Here is a 17,675-nt window from a genome sequence, read left to right on the forward strand (position 1 = left end):
AAACGGGTGCCGTCAACCACCCGATGATGTAGCCACACCATGAAGAAGCACGTTAGTGCGTTACTACTTCTAAGCCGTTAGGCTTGTGAGCTACAAGCCACCGAATTTATTCGGTGCGTAGTTGACTATCAACGGAGACGAGGGAGAAACATGGGAAATAAAACAATAATTGAAATCAAGAACCTAAAGAAGTCATATGGTAAAAATATCGTCTTGGATGGTGTTAATGAAGAGGTTAAAAAGGGCCAGGTGATCTGCGTGATTGGGCCGTCAGGAGCCGGAAAGAGCACCTTCTTACGTTGTTTAAATCTCTTGGAAAAACCCACCGAGGGGGCGGTCCTCTTTGAAGGCCAGGATCTAGTCCAGATGGGCGCAAAGGAGGTTCAGGCGGTCCGGGAGAAGATGGGAATGGTATTTCAAGGCTTCAACCTCTTTCCCAACATGACGGTTCTAGAGAACGTGACTCTCGCTCCAGTCAAGGTTAAGGGTTTGGCAAAGGAAGAAGCCGCCAAGCTGGGTCACCAGCTGCTGGCCGAGGTTGGGATGGATGACAAGGCTGACACCTATCCGCTTAGTTTATCTGGGGGTCAAAAGCAACGGGTGGCCATCGCCCGGGCGCTGGCCATGAATCCTGAGGTTATGCTTTTTGACGAACCAACTAGTGCCCTGGACCCGGAAATGGTTGGTGAAGTCCTTAAGGTTATGCAGGAATTGGCCAACAACGGGATGACAATGGTGGTCGTAACCCACGAAATGGGCTTTGCCAAGACGGTTGCCGATCAGATCTGGTTTATGGCCGATGGTAATATCCAGGAAATGGCTAGCCCAGACGTATTCTTTGATAACCCAAAGACTGATCGGGCTAAGGATTTCTTACAAAAGATCTTGAATGCATAGAAATGAGGGGGCTGTGATAGTTTTGTCACAGTCCCCCATTGTTGTAATGGCGTTAATGGGTTATTTCGTTTTCTTTGCCCCCAGGGCTAAAAAGCCGTAAAATATATCTATCAAACATTTGTTCAAAAAGGGGGAAAGGAGATTGGCAAGTGAGTACCTAGAGCACAAGCTGGCCCTCTTGCCCGACCAGCCGGGCTGTTACTTGATGAAAAATGCCAACGCCCAGATTATCTACGTTGGGAAGGCTAAGAACCTGAAGAACCGGGTCCGTTCCTACTTTAAATCCAGTCATACTGGCAAGGTGGCCGCCATGGTCGAAGAGGTGGCCGACTTTGAAACGATCGTCACTTCCTCCAATAAGGAATCCTTCCTGCTTGAAATCACCCTGATTCAAAAGCACCAGCCCTATTACAATATCCGCCTTAAGCGGGGGACGGGCTATCCCTACATTAAAATCACTAACGAGCACGATCCGGTTATTAAGATTACTGGCCAGGTAAAAAAAGACGGTGCCTACTACTTCGGTCCCTACCCAAACGTTTACGCGGCCGATGAGACACTTCACTTTATTCAAAAGGTCTTTCCCCTACGCCGGTGCAACGGTCACCAGGGGCGGCCGTGCCTGTATTATCACCTTGGTCAGTGCCTAGGGGCATGTTTTAAGGAGGTACCACAAGCAGCTTATGATGGGCAGATTAAGAAGATCAAGTCCTTTTTAAATGGCAATACCGCGCAGATAAAAAAGCAACTGACGGCGCGAATGGAACGGGCTGCCGAGCAATTAGAGTTTGAACGGGCCGCTGAGATTAGAGACCAGCTCCACTACATCGAAGTGACGGTTGAAAAGCAGAAGATTATCTCTAACGATAAGACCCCGCGCGACCTGTTTAACTTCTACCTTGACAAGGGGTGGTTAAGTATCCAGGTTTTCTTCATCCGTCAGGCCCGGTTGATGAAACGTGAAAAGCGGCTCTTCCCGGTTGTCGACACAGCCGAGGAAGAGATGACTTCCTTTATCCTTCAGTTCTACAACCGCAAGAATAAGCTCTTACCAAGGGAAATTTTACTACCGGCGGGACTGCCAAACCAGGAAATCGAAGAAATCTTGGGGGTTCCGGTGCGGACTCCCAAGCGCGGTGAGAAACGTGATCTAATGGAGATGGCTAAGGAAAATGCGATCCTGTCACTCAACGAAAAGTTCCGTCTGCTAGAAATGGACCGGCAAAAGACGACTGGCGCGATGAAGGAAATTACCGATGAGATGGGGTTGCCAGTTGGTCACGTGATTGAAGCTTTTGACCACTCCCACATTCAGGGGGCTGACCCAGTCTCAGCGATGGTGGTTTTTGTCAACGGGGAGCCGGCCAAAAAACTTTACCGTAAGTACAAGCTTACTACGGTTACCGACCATGCTGATGAAGCGGCCTCGACGCGGGAAGTAATCTTTCGTCGGTACTCGCGCCTGCTTAAGGAAAAAAAGCCAATGCCGGATATTATTATGATGGACGGGGGACCAATTCAGATGGAGGCTGCTAAGGATGTTTTAGAAAACCAGCTTGGCTTAAACATCCCGGTGATTGGGATGGTCAAAAATGATAAGCACCAGACCGCCGATCTTTTGTACGGCAACGATGCCCACCACGTTAATCTTGACCCGCGCAGCCAGGGCTTTTACCTGGTTCAGCGGATCCAAGATGAGGTCCACCGGTTTGCCATTACCTATCACCACAAGGTTCACACCAAGCACTCCTTGTCGTCACGCCTCGATGAAATTCACGGGGTGGGGCCGCGGACAAGGACCAAGTTGCTTAAGGCCTTTGGCTCGATTAATAAGATCGCTGTGGCCCCAATCGAAGAGATCAGGGCGCTGGGGATTAACCAAAAGACCGCCCAGCTGATTAAGGTTTCATTGCAGGGACAAGCAGAAATTAACAAGGGTTCTAGTCATGACTAGCTTTGACCTGACGAGGCTTTTCCAATATACTAGACAGTGATTGAATTTAAGAACGGAGAAGAGACATGCCAACCTTTGTGGATCAAATTAAAATTGAAGTGCACGCCGGGCACGGCGGCAACGGAATGGTGGCTTTCCGCCGGGAAAAGTACGTCCCGAACGGTGGACCAGCCGGTGGTGATGGTGGCCGGGGAGGCTCGATCATCTTGAAGGTCGATGAAGGACTACGAACCCTGATGGATTTCCGCTACCACCGTATCTTTAAGGCTAAGAATGGTCAAAACGGGATGAGTAAGCAGATGACTGGTGCGGCCGCCGAAGATACGGTCGTTGCCGTACCACAGGGAACGACCGTCCGGGACCTGGATACCGGCCAGATTATTGGTGACCTGGTTGAACAGGGCCAGGAACTGGTTGTTGCTAAAGGCGGCCGCGGTGGTCGGGGAAACATGCGCTTTGCAACCCCGCGGAACCCAGCCCCGGAAATCGCCGAAAATGGTGAGCCCGGGGAGGAACGCAACCTAGAACTGGAATTAAAGATGTTGGCCGATGTTGGCCTAATTGGTTTCCCGTCGGTTGGGAAGTCAACCTTGTTGTCCGTGGTTACCGGTGCCAAACCAAAGATTGCGGCCTATGAATTTACCACCCTGGTACCTAACCTGGGGATGGTAATGCTCCCAGACGGCCGTGACTTTGCCATGGCCGATATGCCAGGATTGATTAACGGAGCCTCCAAGGGAGTGGGGCTAGGCCTTCAGTTCTTACGCCACATTGAGCGGACGCGGGTGCTCTTACACCTCGTTGACCTTGGAAATCAGGATGCCGAGCTGGCCCTGGAAAAGTTTAAAGATATTAACAAGGAATTAGCATCCTATGATCCGGAGCTACTAAAGCGCCCACAGATCGTGGTGGCCACCAAGATGGACTTGCCAGAAGCATCCGAACATTTGGCAGAATTTAAAACCCTGCTTGAAGCAGATAACACCCTGCCACAATCCCCACGGGTCTTTGCTATTTCGGCGGTAACACACGCCGGGGTTCAGGACCTGATGCAAACAACGGCCAACCTCTTAGAGGAGACGCCGGCCTTTGACTCGATAGCCCACGATGATATGGAAACCGTTACTTACAAGGCTTCCGAACAAGAAGACGAACCAGCCTTTGTAATTAGCCGCGATGACGACGGTACTTGGGTCCTGAGCGGGGCTAAGTTGGAACGACTCTTCGTCATGACCAACTTAGACCACGAGGACAGCCAGTTACGCTTTGCCCGGCAGCTTCGTCACATGGGAGTTGATGATGCCCTACGCAAGGCTGGTATTCAAGATGGGGACCTGGTCCGGATTGAGGACTTTGTCTTTGAGTTCGTCCAATAATTGATGATTAGAAAGTATGGTTTAGAATGCAGATTGAATTTTTAGGAACCGGGGCGGGATCACCAAGCAAGCAGCGCAACGTCTCAAGCTTGGCCCTTCGTTTGTTGGAAGAACGCAACGCCATTTGGCTGTTTGACTGCGGGGAGGCCACTCAGCATCAGATCCTGCACACCACCATTCGGCCCCGTAAGATCGAAAAGATTTTTCTTACCCACTTGCACGGGGATCACATCTTTGGCCTGCCAGGTCTTTTGTCGTCGCGTTCTTTCCAGGGCGGCGATGAGCCGTTAACTATTTACGGTCCCAAGGGGGTTAAGGACTATGTCCAAACCGCCCTTAAGGTATCCGAGTCCCGCCTGTCGTACCCGCTTAAGTTTGTGGAACTGACCGGCGACGGTGAGATTTTTAAGGATAAGACCTTCACCGTGACCGCCCGGCGATTGGACCACAAGATTGCTTGCTTTGGTTACCGGATTGAAGAGGCGGCCCACCCGGGGGAACTAATGGTTGAAAAGGTGCGCCAAGCTGGGGTGCCGTTTGGGCCGCTGTATGGGAAGCTTAAGCGTGGTGAGGTAATCACCCTGCCGGATGGGCGGACGATCGATGGTCATGATTTCATTGGTAAGCCTCAGCCGGGGCGGACAATTGCCATTTTAGGTGATACCCGGGTGACTGAAAACGCCGTTAAATTAGCCTATCACGCTGATGTTTTGGTTCATGAGGCCACCTTTGCCAAGAATGAACAGCGCTTGGCCCATAACTATTACCACTCAACCAGCGCTCAGGCAGCGATGGTTGCTAAAAAGGCAGGCGCTCACCGCCTGTTATTAAACCACATCTCAGCACGCTACGTTGGTAAGGCTGCTAATGAACTAGCCTACCAGGTAAAAAATATTTTTGAGAACACCCGGGTGGTCAAGGACCTGGATGTTGTTGAGATCCCCTTTAAGGAAAAATAAGGAAGCGAGGGTGAAGGATCATGTTGATGATTAAGCGATTAAAGCAACTCCGGTTTTTACGTAATAAGGTTGTCCTGATTACTGGTGGTTCGGCTGGAATCGGGAAAGCCTTAGCCCTTGAGGCAGCTCGTCGTGGGGCCGTAGTGGTTGTGGCCGCTCGTAACCAGAAGCTGCTTCAAGAGGTGGCAGACCGGTGCTTAATTTTATCGGGCCGGCCGTCCTTCGCCTTTCCCATGGATGTAACTGATCCTGATCAGGTTGACCAGGTTTTAGACCAGGTTCGCCACCAGGTTGGTGAGATCGATGTCTTGATCAATGCTGCTGGCCTGGGGAAGATGGATGCGGTAGTCTCCCAGGGTTACGCAACGATGCACAAGATGGTCACAGTAAACTTCTTGGCCGCCATGTACTTGAGCCGGTGTGTGGCTAAGCAGATGATGAACCAGGGCTACGGGGCGATTATCAACGTTGCCTCCTTGGCTGGTAAGATTCCCACCCCGAACGCTGCCGTTTACTCGGCCACGAAGGCTGGGGTTATCCAGTTCTCCAATATTTTACGAATGGAAGTCGCTGACTACGGGGTTCAGGTCCTGACCGTTAATCCAGGTCCGGTGGCCACGGACTTCTTCAAAAAGGCCGACCCAAGCGGGGAGTACATGGCCCACCTACCGAAGTGGTTTGTAGTTGAGCCTGATGACTTGGCCCGCCAGGTCTGGGATAACGTTGGTTACGAAACACGAGAAATTAACGTTCCCGGCTATACAACCGGACTTTCCTGGCTCTACCAAATCATTCCGGGGCTGGGAGATTGGGCGATTAAGAAGTTCTTTAACTTCCAGCAAAATAAGCGCAATCTTTAAGGAAATAGTGACTAGGGAGAAATGGACTAGACAAGAAAAAATGGGCTCTAGTGGTTCCGATGACGGACCAAACTAGGGCCCTCTTGTTATTACTTAGCAGGGGAGGGTCCCCCTTGACTGTGAAGAAAGGAAACGGGTCATGATTGACAGTAAGTATGCCTGGCACATACAGGGCGACGTTGACGAGAAGCTTTTGACGGAAGTTAAGGAGAAAACTGGGCTACCTGCCCAACTGGCAGCCTTACTGGTAAAGCGGGGAATCGACAGCGGGGATGCAGCGAATAAGTGGCTAGCGCCTACTGCAGAGGATCTGCATACTCCCGATGCCCTGCACGATGTTGATGTGGCCGTCGAGCGAATCATGAGGGCAATCGAGGCTGGCGAGCATATCACCGTCTATGGCGATTACGATGCCGATGGAATCACCGCCACCACCCTGATGTATGAAGCCCTAGAAACTTTAGGAGCGATGGTTGACTACTACGTTCCGGACCGCTTCACCGATGGCTATGGCCCCAACCAAGCGACATATCAACGACTAATTGAGGGCGGTACGCAGTTAATTATCACCGTCGATAACGGGGTTTCTGGGAAGGCAGCGATCGAATACGCCAATGAGCAGGGGATTGATGTGGTTATTACCGATCACCACGCCTTGCCCGAGGAGCTTCCGCCGGCCGTGGCGATCGTTCACCCTCAGTACCCAGGTAACGAGTACCCCTACGCCGATCTGTCCGGTGTGGGAGTTGCTTTTGAGGTTGCCTGGGCCCTTTTGGGTGAGTTTCCGGTTGAAATGCTGGATCTGGTAGCGATCGGGGAGTTGGCCGACTTGGTTTCACTCGAAAATGAGAATCACGCCCTGGTCGCCCTTGGGCTGCAACAACTCCGGCAGGGGAGTCGGCCAGGCCTGCACGCCCTTTTAAAGCTGGCGGGGGTTAAGGAAGAGGAGCTAACCAGTGCTGACGTTAGTTTCCAGCTGGCCCCGCGCTTGAACGCCCTGGGGCGGATTAAGCAGGCCCAGGACGGCGTAACTCTTTTAGCCACCTTTGATCAAGAGGAGGCCGAACGACTAGCCAAGGAGGTCGACGCAACCAACGAAAAACGTAAGCAACTGGTGGACCAGATCACCAAGGAGGCCCTCCAGATGGCTAACCAGCCCCAAAATAAGGTGCAGCCGGCCCTGGTACTTGTTGGTCGTAATTGGCACCAGGGTGTCTTAGGGATCGTGGCATCCCACGTAGTCGAGGCCACCGGGAAACCGGCAATTGTTGCCTCAGTTAACCAGGGGGAGAAAATCGCCAAGGGGTCCGGGCGAGCGGTTACCGGTGTTGACTTATTTAAGGCTCTCGATCCTCATCGAAATTTGCTGACCGCTTTTGGGGGACATACGATGGCCTGCGGGATGTCGTTTGAATTAAATGCGCAGGCGCCCTTACAAGAGGCGCTCAATCAGGAAGTGAAGTCCCAGGGCTTTGACGGTAGCCAAAAGGAGGCGTTAACGATCGCCATTGTGGCTACCCCTAACCAGCTAACCGAGGAGTTATTCCGTCAGATACAGCGCCTGGCCCCCTTTGGTCCCGGTAATGAGGAGCCCCAAATCATGCTAACGGTTAAGGGGCAGGTTACCACCCAGGTGATGGGGAAGGACAACACCCACTTAAAGCTCAAGGTGGGGCAGCCGCCGCTGGAGGTGGTTGCCTTTGGCAAAGCTAGCTTAGCGCCGTTGCTTGAAGGGACCGATGAAATCAAACTGGTTGGTACGCTCAGCCTTAACAAGTGGCGGGGCCAGACCAGCTGCCAGCTGATGCTAACTGACATTACCGCTAGTGGTCTAGCGGTGGTCGACCAGCGAACGAACCGTCTTGTTCCCACCATGTTCAAGCGAAAGGCTGTTTACCTAGCCTTTGATAAGCTCCTGCGTGACAATATCACGGGCCACACCAACGGGCCGGTGGTTAGTCCAACGGAGCTTAGTACGGAAATGGTGGCTGAAAAGGAGTTAGTGGTGGTTGATTGCCCGCCAATTTTAAGCCAGTTGACCGCCAGCCTACAAAAGAGCACTGGGGCATCGGTAATTCGGTTATTATGCTACTTTAACCAAGCCCCATTAACCGGGATGCCGACCTATCAAGCCTTCGCCAATCTGTATCGGCTTCTGGTGAAGAACCCGAATTTAAATATCCAGCAGCAGGCCGTCCCCCTCAGTAACTACCTCCGTTTGCCACAGGATCAGTTAATTTTTATGATAAATGTGTTTTTTGAAGCGGGATTTGTTACAATAAAGGATGGTGTTTTAAATCTTGTCCCGCAAGCGCAACGCCGGGACCTAAAAGAAACAACGAGTTATCGTCGCCGTCAGGCACAATTAGAAGTTGAACGGGCCCTGGTCCATCGCTCCCACCCTGATTTAGTGGCGTGGGTGAAACGACTGGTGGGCACGCGCTAAAGGAGAAAATTTTATGGCTATTAATCTTTATGATTACGTTGCTAGCATTCCAGACTACCCTGAAAAGGGCGTTATTTTTCGCGATATCTTACCGCTGATGGCAGATGGGAAAGCCTTCAAGCAGGCCACCGATGAAATTGCTAACTACGCTCGCGATAAGCATGTCGACATGGTGGTTGGTCCCGAGGCCCGGGGCTTCATCGTCGGGTGCCCGGTTGCCTATGAATTAGGAGTTGGGTTTGCACCGGCCCGTAAGAAGGGGAAGCTTCCCCGGTTGGCCGTTTCCTCAACCTACGACCTTGAATATGGCTCGGCCACTTTACAAATGGAAAGTGACTCCATCAAGCCTGGTCAACGGGTTCTGGTGGTTGACGACCTGTTAGCCACTGGGGGGACGATTTCGGCAACTATCGACATGGTCGAAAAGATGGGCGGAATTGTGGTTGGCTGTGCGTTCTTGATCGATTTAAAGGATTTAAACGGTCGCGAAAAGCTGAAGGGTTACGACGTTAAGACCCTGATGGAATTTTAAAATAATAAAGCCGGTAAGCAGTGTTCTTACCGGCTTTTTAGTCAAAAAAATCCCCCAAAGCTGATTCCCAACTTTGGGGGATAGGTCACCGCCCTTACTTGGACGGAGCTTTTTTTAGAGCCTTAATTAACCAACCTTAACTGGCGTGTCAGGTTGTTCGCCCTTTACAAGGGCTAGGTTATTATCAAAGGCCTTCAGTACCATGTTACGAACTGCGTGCGTAGTGTAGAAGGCAGTGTGTGGCGTAACCAAAACGTTGTCACGGTGGATCAAGTCATTCAGGCGGGCGTCAGGGAATTCTTTGTCACGCCAGTCTTCATTGAAGATTCCAACTTCGTTTTCGTAGGTGTCCATCACGAATCCGAATAGCTTGCCGGAGTCCAGAGCCCGAACAACAGCGTCGGTATCAACCAGTGGGCCGCGAGAAACGTTAACTAAAACGGCGTTATCCTTCATCTTAGCAATTGATTCATCATTAATCATGTGGATCGTGCTTTCCAGGGCCGGAACGTGAAGGGAGATAACATCCGCTTGGGCGTAAATTTCGTCTAGGGAAACGTAGTAACCCTTCTTTTCCAATTCAGGGTTCTTGAAGACGTCGTAGGCGATAACCTTAGCACCGAAACCTTCCATGATTTGCATGTAAACTTGGCCAATGTGACCAGTCCCGATAACCCCGATTACTTGGTCACGAACTTCACGACCAATGGTTGGGGCCCAGCGAAGGTCACCATTTTCAACCTTCTCATCTAATTTCTTAGATTGACGAAGGATCCGGGCCGTTTGGATTGCGGCATGTTCAGCAATGGCGTTCGGGGAGTATACAGGAACGTTAGTGATTTCAAAGCCAAGTTCCTTGGCCTTTGCCATATCAATGTTGTCGACCCCAACGTTACGCAAGGACATCTTCGTGATTCCCTGGTCTGCGAGGGCTTGGAGCGTTTCTGCGGTATAGTCAAGTTGTTGGTAGACAACTACCCCATCAGCACCAGCAGCTTTTGCAGCCGTTTCTGGCGTCAGTAAGTCAGCCGTGTAGTCGACCGTTACGTCTGCATGATTTTTGGCCCATTCGTTTAAATAAGCTTCTTCGTCCTTGCGGATCCCATATGCGTAAATTTTAGCCATGAATATACCTCCTGTATATGTACGTCAGTTTGGCAACGTTGCCAATTACTATTATAGCGAAACTTTTTATTATTCCAAGTTAAATTATGTACAAAGAGACCGCTAATCATCGTAATTTTAATGGTAAATGAGCTTTTTGTGAAAAAGATAACTAAGCGTCGTGCCCAGGGGAGCGGTAACGAACCCCAAATGGAGATAACTAATATTACTCAATTAACCCCATTATGATAAGGTAACATTGTAACTAAGGATAGCATGAAAGGAGTCCAATGATGGCATTAACAGTTAACCTTTATTACACGGGTCAAAATGGCAGCGCCCATAAGTTTGCGCGTGAAATGATTGACCAAGGGATCGTAGCCGCCATTAAGGCCGAACCTGGCAACTTAAAGTATGATTACTTTACTCCTTATGATGATCCGGAAACTCTGCTTTTGATTGATAGCTGGGCCGACCAGGATGCTCTAGATGCTCACCATGCCTCACCGATGATGAAACAATTGGCCGCTTTACGTGATAAATACGACCTACACATGCGTGTCGAACGTTACGTCAGCAGTGAATGGGGTAACGATGGTGACCAACGGTTGACTCGTAGATGAAAAAAAGCGCCATCTGGCGCTTTTTTTGTTAGAAGTGGAAGCAGGTGATGAAGGTTGCGAAGGAGAAGAAGACCCCCGGGAAGTTAGCCCAGAAAACAGGCCAGTCACGGTCCTTCTTGAAGTAGGCGTAAATTGACCACAAGGAACAGTTAACACCGGCCACGAAGGGTTGTAACGGAGCACCGTATTGACCGTGAAGGTTGTTGATGATTTGGGCAATGTAAGAAACATACATTAGGATAGCGATAACACTGGCGAAGCGTCCCAGCCAGGAGATGAATTTTTCGGCGTCGATGGAGTGGTGTTGCTGTTGTTGTTGCATGATAAACGTCCTTTCTTATATAAAAAACTTTACGACCACCGCTTTTCATTTGCTGATTATAAAATAATGAATAAATACAACTTAATGAAAATTATTGAAGCAGTAGTTGTGTTTAAGTAACTTACGTCCAAAGAGAGTTATTAAGAAATAAACCTACTAAAATGCGAAATCGGTTGCATATAGAAATATCACCTTCCTGTTAACGCTTACATAATAACGCGAGACCCTAGTTTGTGTCAACCGGTTTTTTGTACAAAAAGTAACTGAAATATTACGAAATATAATAGGGTATTAACAGTAATAATTAATAATGCTTCACCGCCATGTAATGTAACCAGATCTACAAAAATAAATGAGATTATGTTCATCAACTGGTTGGGAAGAATTAGACAATTATCCGTGATTAAGTGGTGTTTATGGTGTACAAAACCAAATTCATCGCCTGATGTGTTCATTAGAACGAGATAGCAAACTGACTATTCATATTCTAAAGGGTAATCAGCTGATCCCTTGGATAATTCCGTTAATTTAACGGGTATGATAGAAAGTAAAGCTAGCGATCCTTCTACGCTGACACTGTAGTCTGCAAGACTAGCATGTTAACCGGATAACTCAGCAGTATTTGAAATATCCCACTAAGAAATTTATGGGTTGCTAAACCTTTGGGGTCTTTAAGGAGTTAACATAAACGGCAAAGAAAGCGTTGACGTATCATTAGATAGATAATATACTTAAAACATAGGTACTGTATGTGCATATATGTCTATAAAGTAAGAATAGTAACCACTAAGTTGTGGCTTTTTTGTTTTGCAAAAATGAAAGCGCTTAAAAATATTCAGTTATTCCAATAACTTTTCATGAAAATAAAATTATAACTATTGATTGTAATATTAAATAAGTTATTGTAAAATTAAATAAAATCTAATTTATTTATAAGTGTGATTTAATTTGTATCTAAGATTTACGGGCATGTAAAAGGAGGAGTTACCTTGAAATAAACATCCACGATAGCTACTTATAGCTACTTTAAACGCTATGGCAAATACTAATGCAGGTTTGGAACTTTTTCGTAGCATGAAGAAAAGGTTGAACTTTTCAGGAATACCAAAAGTTTAAAGGAGTGTTAAGCACATGGTTGGGAAAAACAATGATTACCTTAGAGAAACAAAATCCAATGAGCATTTCCGGCGGTTTTCGCTACGGAAGTTGAGTGTTGGGGTTGTCTCAGTCACCGTTGCGGCTGGTTTTTATCTGGGCAGTGGTACGGTGGCACAAGCATCTACTACCGAAGACGCATCACAGGATGCAGTAAAAACCGAACAGGTTGTGCAGCAAGATACTGACTCCGCTACCGATACGGTTACTGATGCGGTGGCGGCTTCCGATTCATCATCAGTTAGCGATTCCGCTGACTCCGTAAGCTCAGCTGCTTCAGATTCTGATTCCACCGCTACTTCTAATGTGGCATCTGATGATAATCAAGCTGCATCCGTCAGTGTAAGTGAAGAAGATAGCCAGGTAACTGAAAGTGCGTCTGCCGTATCTTCTGAAGGTAAGGATGCTCAAGCAGCAAGTGAAGTAAGTAGTCAAAGTGCGACTGAATCGCAAGCGACTCAATCCCTGACGTCTGCTTCAGCTACTAGTGCAAATGAATCTGCTTCAAACGCAGCTACTTCATCTTCTTCTGATTCCTCCGAAAGTAAAGATGTTCCAGTAGCTAGTGAAGCAGGCAGCCAGAGTGCAATTGAATCGCAAACAACTCAACTTCCAACGTCGGCCGCCAGTGCAATTGAGTTAACCAATGGAGTTCAGCAAGCGGCTACTAGCCAACAAACCCCGGCTGGGTTTACAGTCAGTGATCCGACGTATCCAGAAGGTATATACAAGGATCCAGATACTACTCATTATACTTACTGGTGGATTCAGAGTAGTGATGGCCAATATAACATTGTGCTTTCAACCAATCGGACTGGTGATGGCACGGTTTACGCCTTTTTACTGGACAAGAACAATAAACAATTAAGCACCTACACGGTTAACGTCAATAAATCTCAAGAGATAACATACGGCACCGGTCGAAGTGAAATTAATTTGGGTACCATTTACAATGACGGAGAATCCGGGGTATTCGTAACCAATGAATCTAATTCACGGCGTAGGTGGGTATCAAAGTTTGATGTCTTTTATCCAAATGCTACTACAGACACTTCGGAATATTCTTCAATCAGTTTTATGATTCCGAAAGTGAAAACGCAAACTACCACTTATGTCACTCCTGATGGTACTACGGTTAGTGATTCAGTCGTTCAGACTGGTCTTGCTGGTCAGAGTTATACAACTAGTGGTAAGGTAGTTGAAGGTTACTTCGCTATTAACCCCTCAAATGGTAAGGGGTACATGTCGCCATTTGGTACGCTAAATGCTACTTATACCAAGGACTGGCATGATGGTGTTAAAGCTGAATTTACTGAAATCAATATCCAAACCGGTCTTATGCACGTTAAAGTGTATGATGGTGATAGTATAATTGAAGAATTTGATCTTGAATACGGTAAATCAAAAATAGTTAAAACCAGTCAGGGGACATTAAATGTCCACAGTATTTACATTCCGCAGACGATCAACATTCAGTATGTCTATCAAAAACTGGGGAATGTCGTCATCAGTTCCAACGACAAAGCCTTCCCATCAGCAAGCAAGGTAACAACCCAGTATCCGAATGATGAAACCGATTCAACCAAGGCGGGCGACGTTACAATTCCTAAGATCGAGGGCTTTAAGGCAACGATCAACGGTAAGGTGGTTACCAACTATACCTTTAACCCGTCTGATTATGTTGATGACCTAAGTAAGGATATTAACGTTGTTTACGTCGCCGAACAAACGGCGGTCATCAAATTCTACGATGAGACCACCAAGCAGTTTTTGGATACCACCATTAATCTGACTGGTGAGACGGGGGAAAAGATCAGTCATACCGAAGCTAACGCTGCATTAGCCAAATTGGAGAAACAGGGTTACGTTTTGGTTAGAACGGACTTTACTGATGATGCCACTTATGATAATGATGCATCAGTTGCGCAAACATTTACGTTCTACTTGAAACACGGTCATGCCATCGTGACGCCGGAAGAAGACCCGCAGAACGGTCAAACGACGGTAACGCAAACGATCAAGTACCAGTACGCTGACGGGACGTCAACGGGCCAGCCAGATAACGTGCAAACCCTGACGTTCCAGCGGACCGGGGACAAAGACCTGGTAACGGGCGAAGTCACCTGGCCAGCCTGGTCAACGATTGCGAGCCAACAAACGCAAGTCGTGACGAGTCCAACCATCAAGGGTTACACGGCAAGCCAGAGTGAAGTCCCAGCCCAAATGTACCAAGCGGATGCCCAGGACGCAATCTATGTGGTTAAGTACACGGCTGACGCCCAACACGCCAAGATCGAATACATCGACGGTGAAACGGGTGAGGTGGTATACACCGAACAGGCCGATGGGCACACGGACGAAACGATCAGTTTCGCCAAGGATCCAAGTGCCGTTATTAAGGACTTAGAATCGAAGGGCTACGTCTTTGACAAGGATAATGCTCAGAACGTTATTTTGACCGCGGGGACGACCTATGACAACGATACCGGGGTTGACCAAGCCTTTAAGTACTACTTCAAGCATGGTCATGCCATCGTGACGCCGGAAGAAGACCCGCAGAACGGTCAAACGACGGTAACGCAAACGATCAAGTACCAGTACGCTGACGGGACGTCAACGGGCCAGCCAGATAACGTGCAAACCCTGACGTTCCAGCGGACCGGGGACAAAGACCTGGTAACGGGCGAAGTCACCTGGCCAGCCTGGTCAACAATTGCGAGCCAACACACGCAGGCCGTGACGAGCCCAACCATCAAGGGTTACACGGCAAGCCAGAGTGAAGTCCTAGCCCAAACGTACCAGGGTGGTGACCAGGACGTAACCTACGTGGTTAAGTACACGGCCGACGCCCAACACGCCAAGATCGAATACATCGATGGTGAGACGGGTGAAGTATTGTACACTGAAAAGGCTGATGGGCACACGGACGAAACGATTAGTTTCACTAAGGATCCAAGTGCCGTTATCAAGGAACTAGAATCGAAGGGCCATGTCTTTAATAAGGACCATGTTGACAACATTATCCTGGTTGCTGGTACGACCTATAATAATGATTCTAGCGTCGACCAAGTCTTCAAGTACCACTTTAAGCATAATCACACTATCGTAACGCCGGAAGAAGACCCGCAGAACGGTCAAATAACGGTAACGCAAACGATCAAGTACCAGTACGCTGATGGGACGCCAACGGGCCAGCCAGATAGCGTACAAACCCTGACGTTCCAGCGGACCGGGGACAAAGACCTGGTAACGGGCGAAGTCACCTGGCCAGCCTGGTCAACAATCGCGAGCCAACAAACGCAAGTCGTGACGAGTCCAACCATCAAGGGTTACACGGCAAGCCAGAGTGAAGTCCCAGCGCATACGTACCAGGGTGGTGACCAGGATGCAACCTACGTGGTTAAGTACACGGCCGACGCCCAACACGCCGAGATTGAATACATCGATGGTGAGACGGGTGAAGTATTGTACACTGAAAAGGCTGATGGGCACACGGACGAAACGATTAGTTTCACTAAGGATCCAAGCGCCGTCATTAAGGACTTAGAATCGAAGGGTTACGTCTTTGATAAGGACCATGTCAAGAACAGTCTTCTGGCTGAGGGCACGACCTATGACAATGATTCTGAGGTTCACCAATACTTCAAGTATCACTTCAAGCATGCTACAACGATTGTTACGCCAGATAATCCAAAGACGCCAGCTGATCCGCTACCAGATAACCCTGGTAAAAACTACCCAGCTGGGGTTGCCAAGGATGATCTGAATAAGACGATTACGCGGACAATTACCATTACGACGCCAGATGGCAAGACGCAAACGATTACGCAAACAGCAGAATTTACGCGGACTGCCACGGTTGATGAGGTGACTGGTGAAATAACTTACGGACCATGGTCGAAGAATGTTGTTCTAAGCAGTGTTGACGTCCCTAATATTCCTGGTTACGAACCATCAGCTACCGTACCAGAAATTACGGTTACGCCAGATGATCACGACATGACGGTTAATATCACCTACAAGAAGATTGATTCCGGTAAGGCAACCGATCAAGGTGATCAAAGCAAGCCTTCTAACGGTGGTCAAATTACGAACGATAATGTAGTAGCTAGCCAAGCTACGAATGATAAGGCAACGACAAACCAAACTAGTCAGCCTAGTCAAGCAAAGGACAATTCGAATGCACAACAGCTACCGCAAACTGGGAACGCTAATGATGAAAAGAGCGTACTGGGCTTGGTTGGTGCAATGTTAGCAGCCGGACTTGGCCTAGGCTTCGGCTCCAAGAAAAAACGCAAAGAGAACTAAATGATGGAATAAAATAGTTCCATCAGGAATAAGAAGGGCTCAACCTTTGGAGGTTGGGCTTTTTTTTGTTTACATACTTTAACACTAGGTAGCGGTATGTTCATAACGATATTGACTAATTATTAATAACTTTAACTTATAAAACACTTCTTAATTACGAATTGATCGTGGTAAAGGCGCCTCATTATAATTGAGCCATCAAGAAAGGTGGTAATAAACATGACAAAGGAAGTAATGATTGTAGTTGGGGCCGGACAGATTTCGCTGGCAATTGCTCGACGGATGGGTTATGGCAAGAAGATCCTGCTTAGCGATAAGAGCGAGAAAAATGCAAAAGCGATTGCCAAGGTACTTGAAGAAGCTGGTTTTGACGTGGAAACGATGGTGATGGACCTCGCTGACCGGACGTCAATTCAAGCTATGGTTAAAAGGGCCACTGCACTGGGCCCAGTTAAATACTTGGTTAACGGGGCAGGAGTGTCACCATCGCAGGCTTCAATTGAGACGATTTTGAAGGTTGATTTATATGGTACCGCCGTTCTGTTGGAGGAAGTCGGTAAGGTGATTGAAGAAGGTGGCGTGGGGATCGTTATCTCTTCTCAATCCGGCTTCCGGATGAAGCAGCTAACTCCAGAAGAGGATCGGCAGCTAGCGATGACGTCAACCGAAGAGCTGTTGGAGCTTCCCCTTCTAGCAACAGAAAATATTAAAAATACCCTTCAGGCCTACCAACTTGCAAAGCGTTGCAATGAAAAGCGGGTGATGGCCCAGGCCGTTGTGTGGGGTCAACGGGGTGCCCGGCTCAATGATATTGCCCCGGGAATTGTCGTGACGCCCCTAGCGCTAGATGAATTCAACGGAATCCGGGGTGATTTTTACAAAAACATGTTTGCTAAGAGCCCAGCGGGGCGGCCCGGGACCGCCGATGAAATCGCTGACGTGGCTGAACTGCTGATGAGTGAGCGAGCTTAGTTTATCACTGGGGCCACCTTTCTTATTGATGGGGGTGCCACAGCTTCTTACTACTACGGTCCCCTGCAGCCAGGGCTTGAAACCGGGATGGAAGAAGGAAAGAATTAGTCAACTACGCACCGAATAAATTCGGTGGCTTGTAGCTCACAAGCCTAACGGCTTAGAAG

Annotated in this window: 11 protein-coding genes and 1 pseudogene; 10 read left to right on the plus strand and 2 right to left on the minus strand. The window is 48.5% G+C overall.

Annotated features, from left to right (window positions below; genetic code table 11):
• Window positions 1-150 precede the first annotated feature (150 nt).
• From AOQ57_RS02985 to AOQ57_RS03015, 7 genes are all read left to right on the plus strand, one after another.
• Window positions 151-897, plus strand: a complete 747-nt coding sequence (locus tag AOQ57_RS02985) for an amino acid ABC transporter ATP-binding protein (RefSeq protein ID WP_093625081.1) — start codon at window positions 151-153, stop codon at window positions 895-897.
• Window positions 898-1,039: 142 nt separating this feature from the next.
• On the plus strand, window positions 1,040-2,851 hold the full coding sequence (uvrC, locus tag AOQ57_RS02990) for an excinuclease ABC subunit UvrC (RefSeq protein WP_093625083.1): 1,812 nt from the start codon (window positions 1,040-1,042) through the stop codon (window positions 2,849-2,851).
• A 65-nt stretch (window positions 2,852-2,916) separates the two neighbouring features.
• Window positions 2,917-4,227 (plus strand): GTPase ObgE, encoded by a 1,311-nt coding sequence (gene obgE, locus AOQ57_RS02995; RefSeq protein ID WP_093625085.1) that lies wholly within the window; start codon window positions 2,917-2,919, stop codon window positions 4,225-4,227.
• Window positions 4,228-4,253: 26 nt separating this feature from the next.
• Window positions 4,254-5,186 (plus strand): ribonuclease Z, encoded by a 933-nt coding sequence (rnz, locus tag AOQ57_RS03000; RefSeq protein WP_093625088.1) that lies wholly within the window; start codon window positions 4,254-4,256, stop codon window positions 5,184-5,186.
• A gap of 26 nt (window positions 5,187-5,212) precedes the next feature.
• The gene (locus AOQ57_RS03005) at window positions 5,213-6,046 is read left to right on the plus strand and encodes an SDR family NAD(P)-dependent oxidoreductase (RefSeq protein WP_174498183.1); all 834 of its coding nucleotides are present in this window, start codon (window positions 5,213-5,215) and stop codon (window positions 6,044-6,046) included.
• 139 nt (window positions 6,047-6,185) lie between these two features.
• Window positions 6,186-8,492 (plus strand): single-stranded-DNA-specific exonuclease RecJ, encoded by a 2,307-nt coding sequence (gene recJ, locus AOQ57_RS03010; protein ID WP_093625093.1) that lies wholly within the window; start codon window positions 6,186-6,188, stop codon window positions 8,490-8,492.
• A gap of 19 nt (window positions 8,493-8,511) precedes the next feature.
• On the plus strand, window positions 8,512-9,024 hold the full coding sequence (locus AOQ57_RS03015; RefSeq protein ID WP_305848688.1) for an adenine phosphoribosyltransferase: 513 nt from the start codon (window positions 8,512-8,514) through the stop codon (window positions 9,022-9,024).
• Between the two features lie 126 nt (window positions 9,025-9,150).
• On the opposite strand, the gene AOQ57_RS03020 is transcribed toward AOQ57_RS03015, so the two are convergent.
• Window positions 9,151-10,149, minus strand: a complete 999-nt coding sequence (locus AOQ57_RS03020) for a D-2-hydroxyacid dehydrogenase (RefSeq protein WP_093625097.1) — start codon at window positions 10,147-10,149, stop codon at window positions 9,151-9,153.
• 272 nt (window positions 10,150-10,421) lie between these two features.
• Here AOQ57_RS03020 and AOQ57_RS03025 point away from each other — a divergent pair, with 272 nt between their 5' ends.
• Window positions 10,422-10,751, plus strand: a complete 330-nt coding sequence (locus tag AOQ57_RS03025; RefSeq protein ID WP_093625099.1) for a putative quinol monooxygenase — start codon at window positions 10,422-10,424, stop codon at window positions 10,749-10,751.
• Between the two features lie 28 nt (window positions 10,752-10,779).
• Here the strand turns inward: AOQ57_RS03025 and AOQ57_RS03030 are convergent, their stop codons facing one another.
• Window positions 10,780-11,073, minus strand: coding sequence for a SemiSWEET family transporter (locus AOQ57_RS03030; RefSeq protein WP_093625101.1), 294 nt, complete (start codon window positions 11,071-11,073; stop codon window positions 10,780-10,782).
• Between the two features lie 1,131 nt (window positions 11,074-12,204).
• Between AOQ57_RS03030 and AOQ57_RS03035 the strand changes: the two genes are divergently transcribed.
• Both AOQ57_RS03035 and AOQ57_RS03040 read left to right on the plus strand, forming a co-directional pair.
• Window positions 12,205-16,536 carry a mucin-binding protein gene (locus AOQ57_RS03035; RefSeq protein WP_093625103.1) on the plus strand — a complete coding sequence of 1,444 codons (4,332 nt, stop codon included), beginning with the start codon at window positions 12,205-12,207 and terminating at the stop codon, window positions 16,534-16,536.
• A gap of 219 nt (window positions 16,537-16,755) precedes the next feature.
• Window positions 16,756-17,616, plus strand: a pseudogene (locus tag AOQ57_RS03040) (SDR family oxidoreductase).
• The last annotated feature ends 59 nt before the right edge of the window (window positions 17,617-17,675 follow it).

This window comes from Limosilactobacillus gorillae (genome assembly GCF_001293735.1).
Classification (GTDB): Bacteria; Bacillota; Bacilli; order Lactobacillales; family Lactobacillaceae; genus Limosilactobacillus; species Limosilactobacillus gorillae.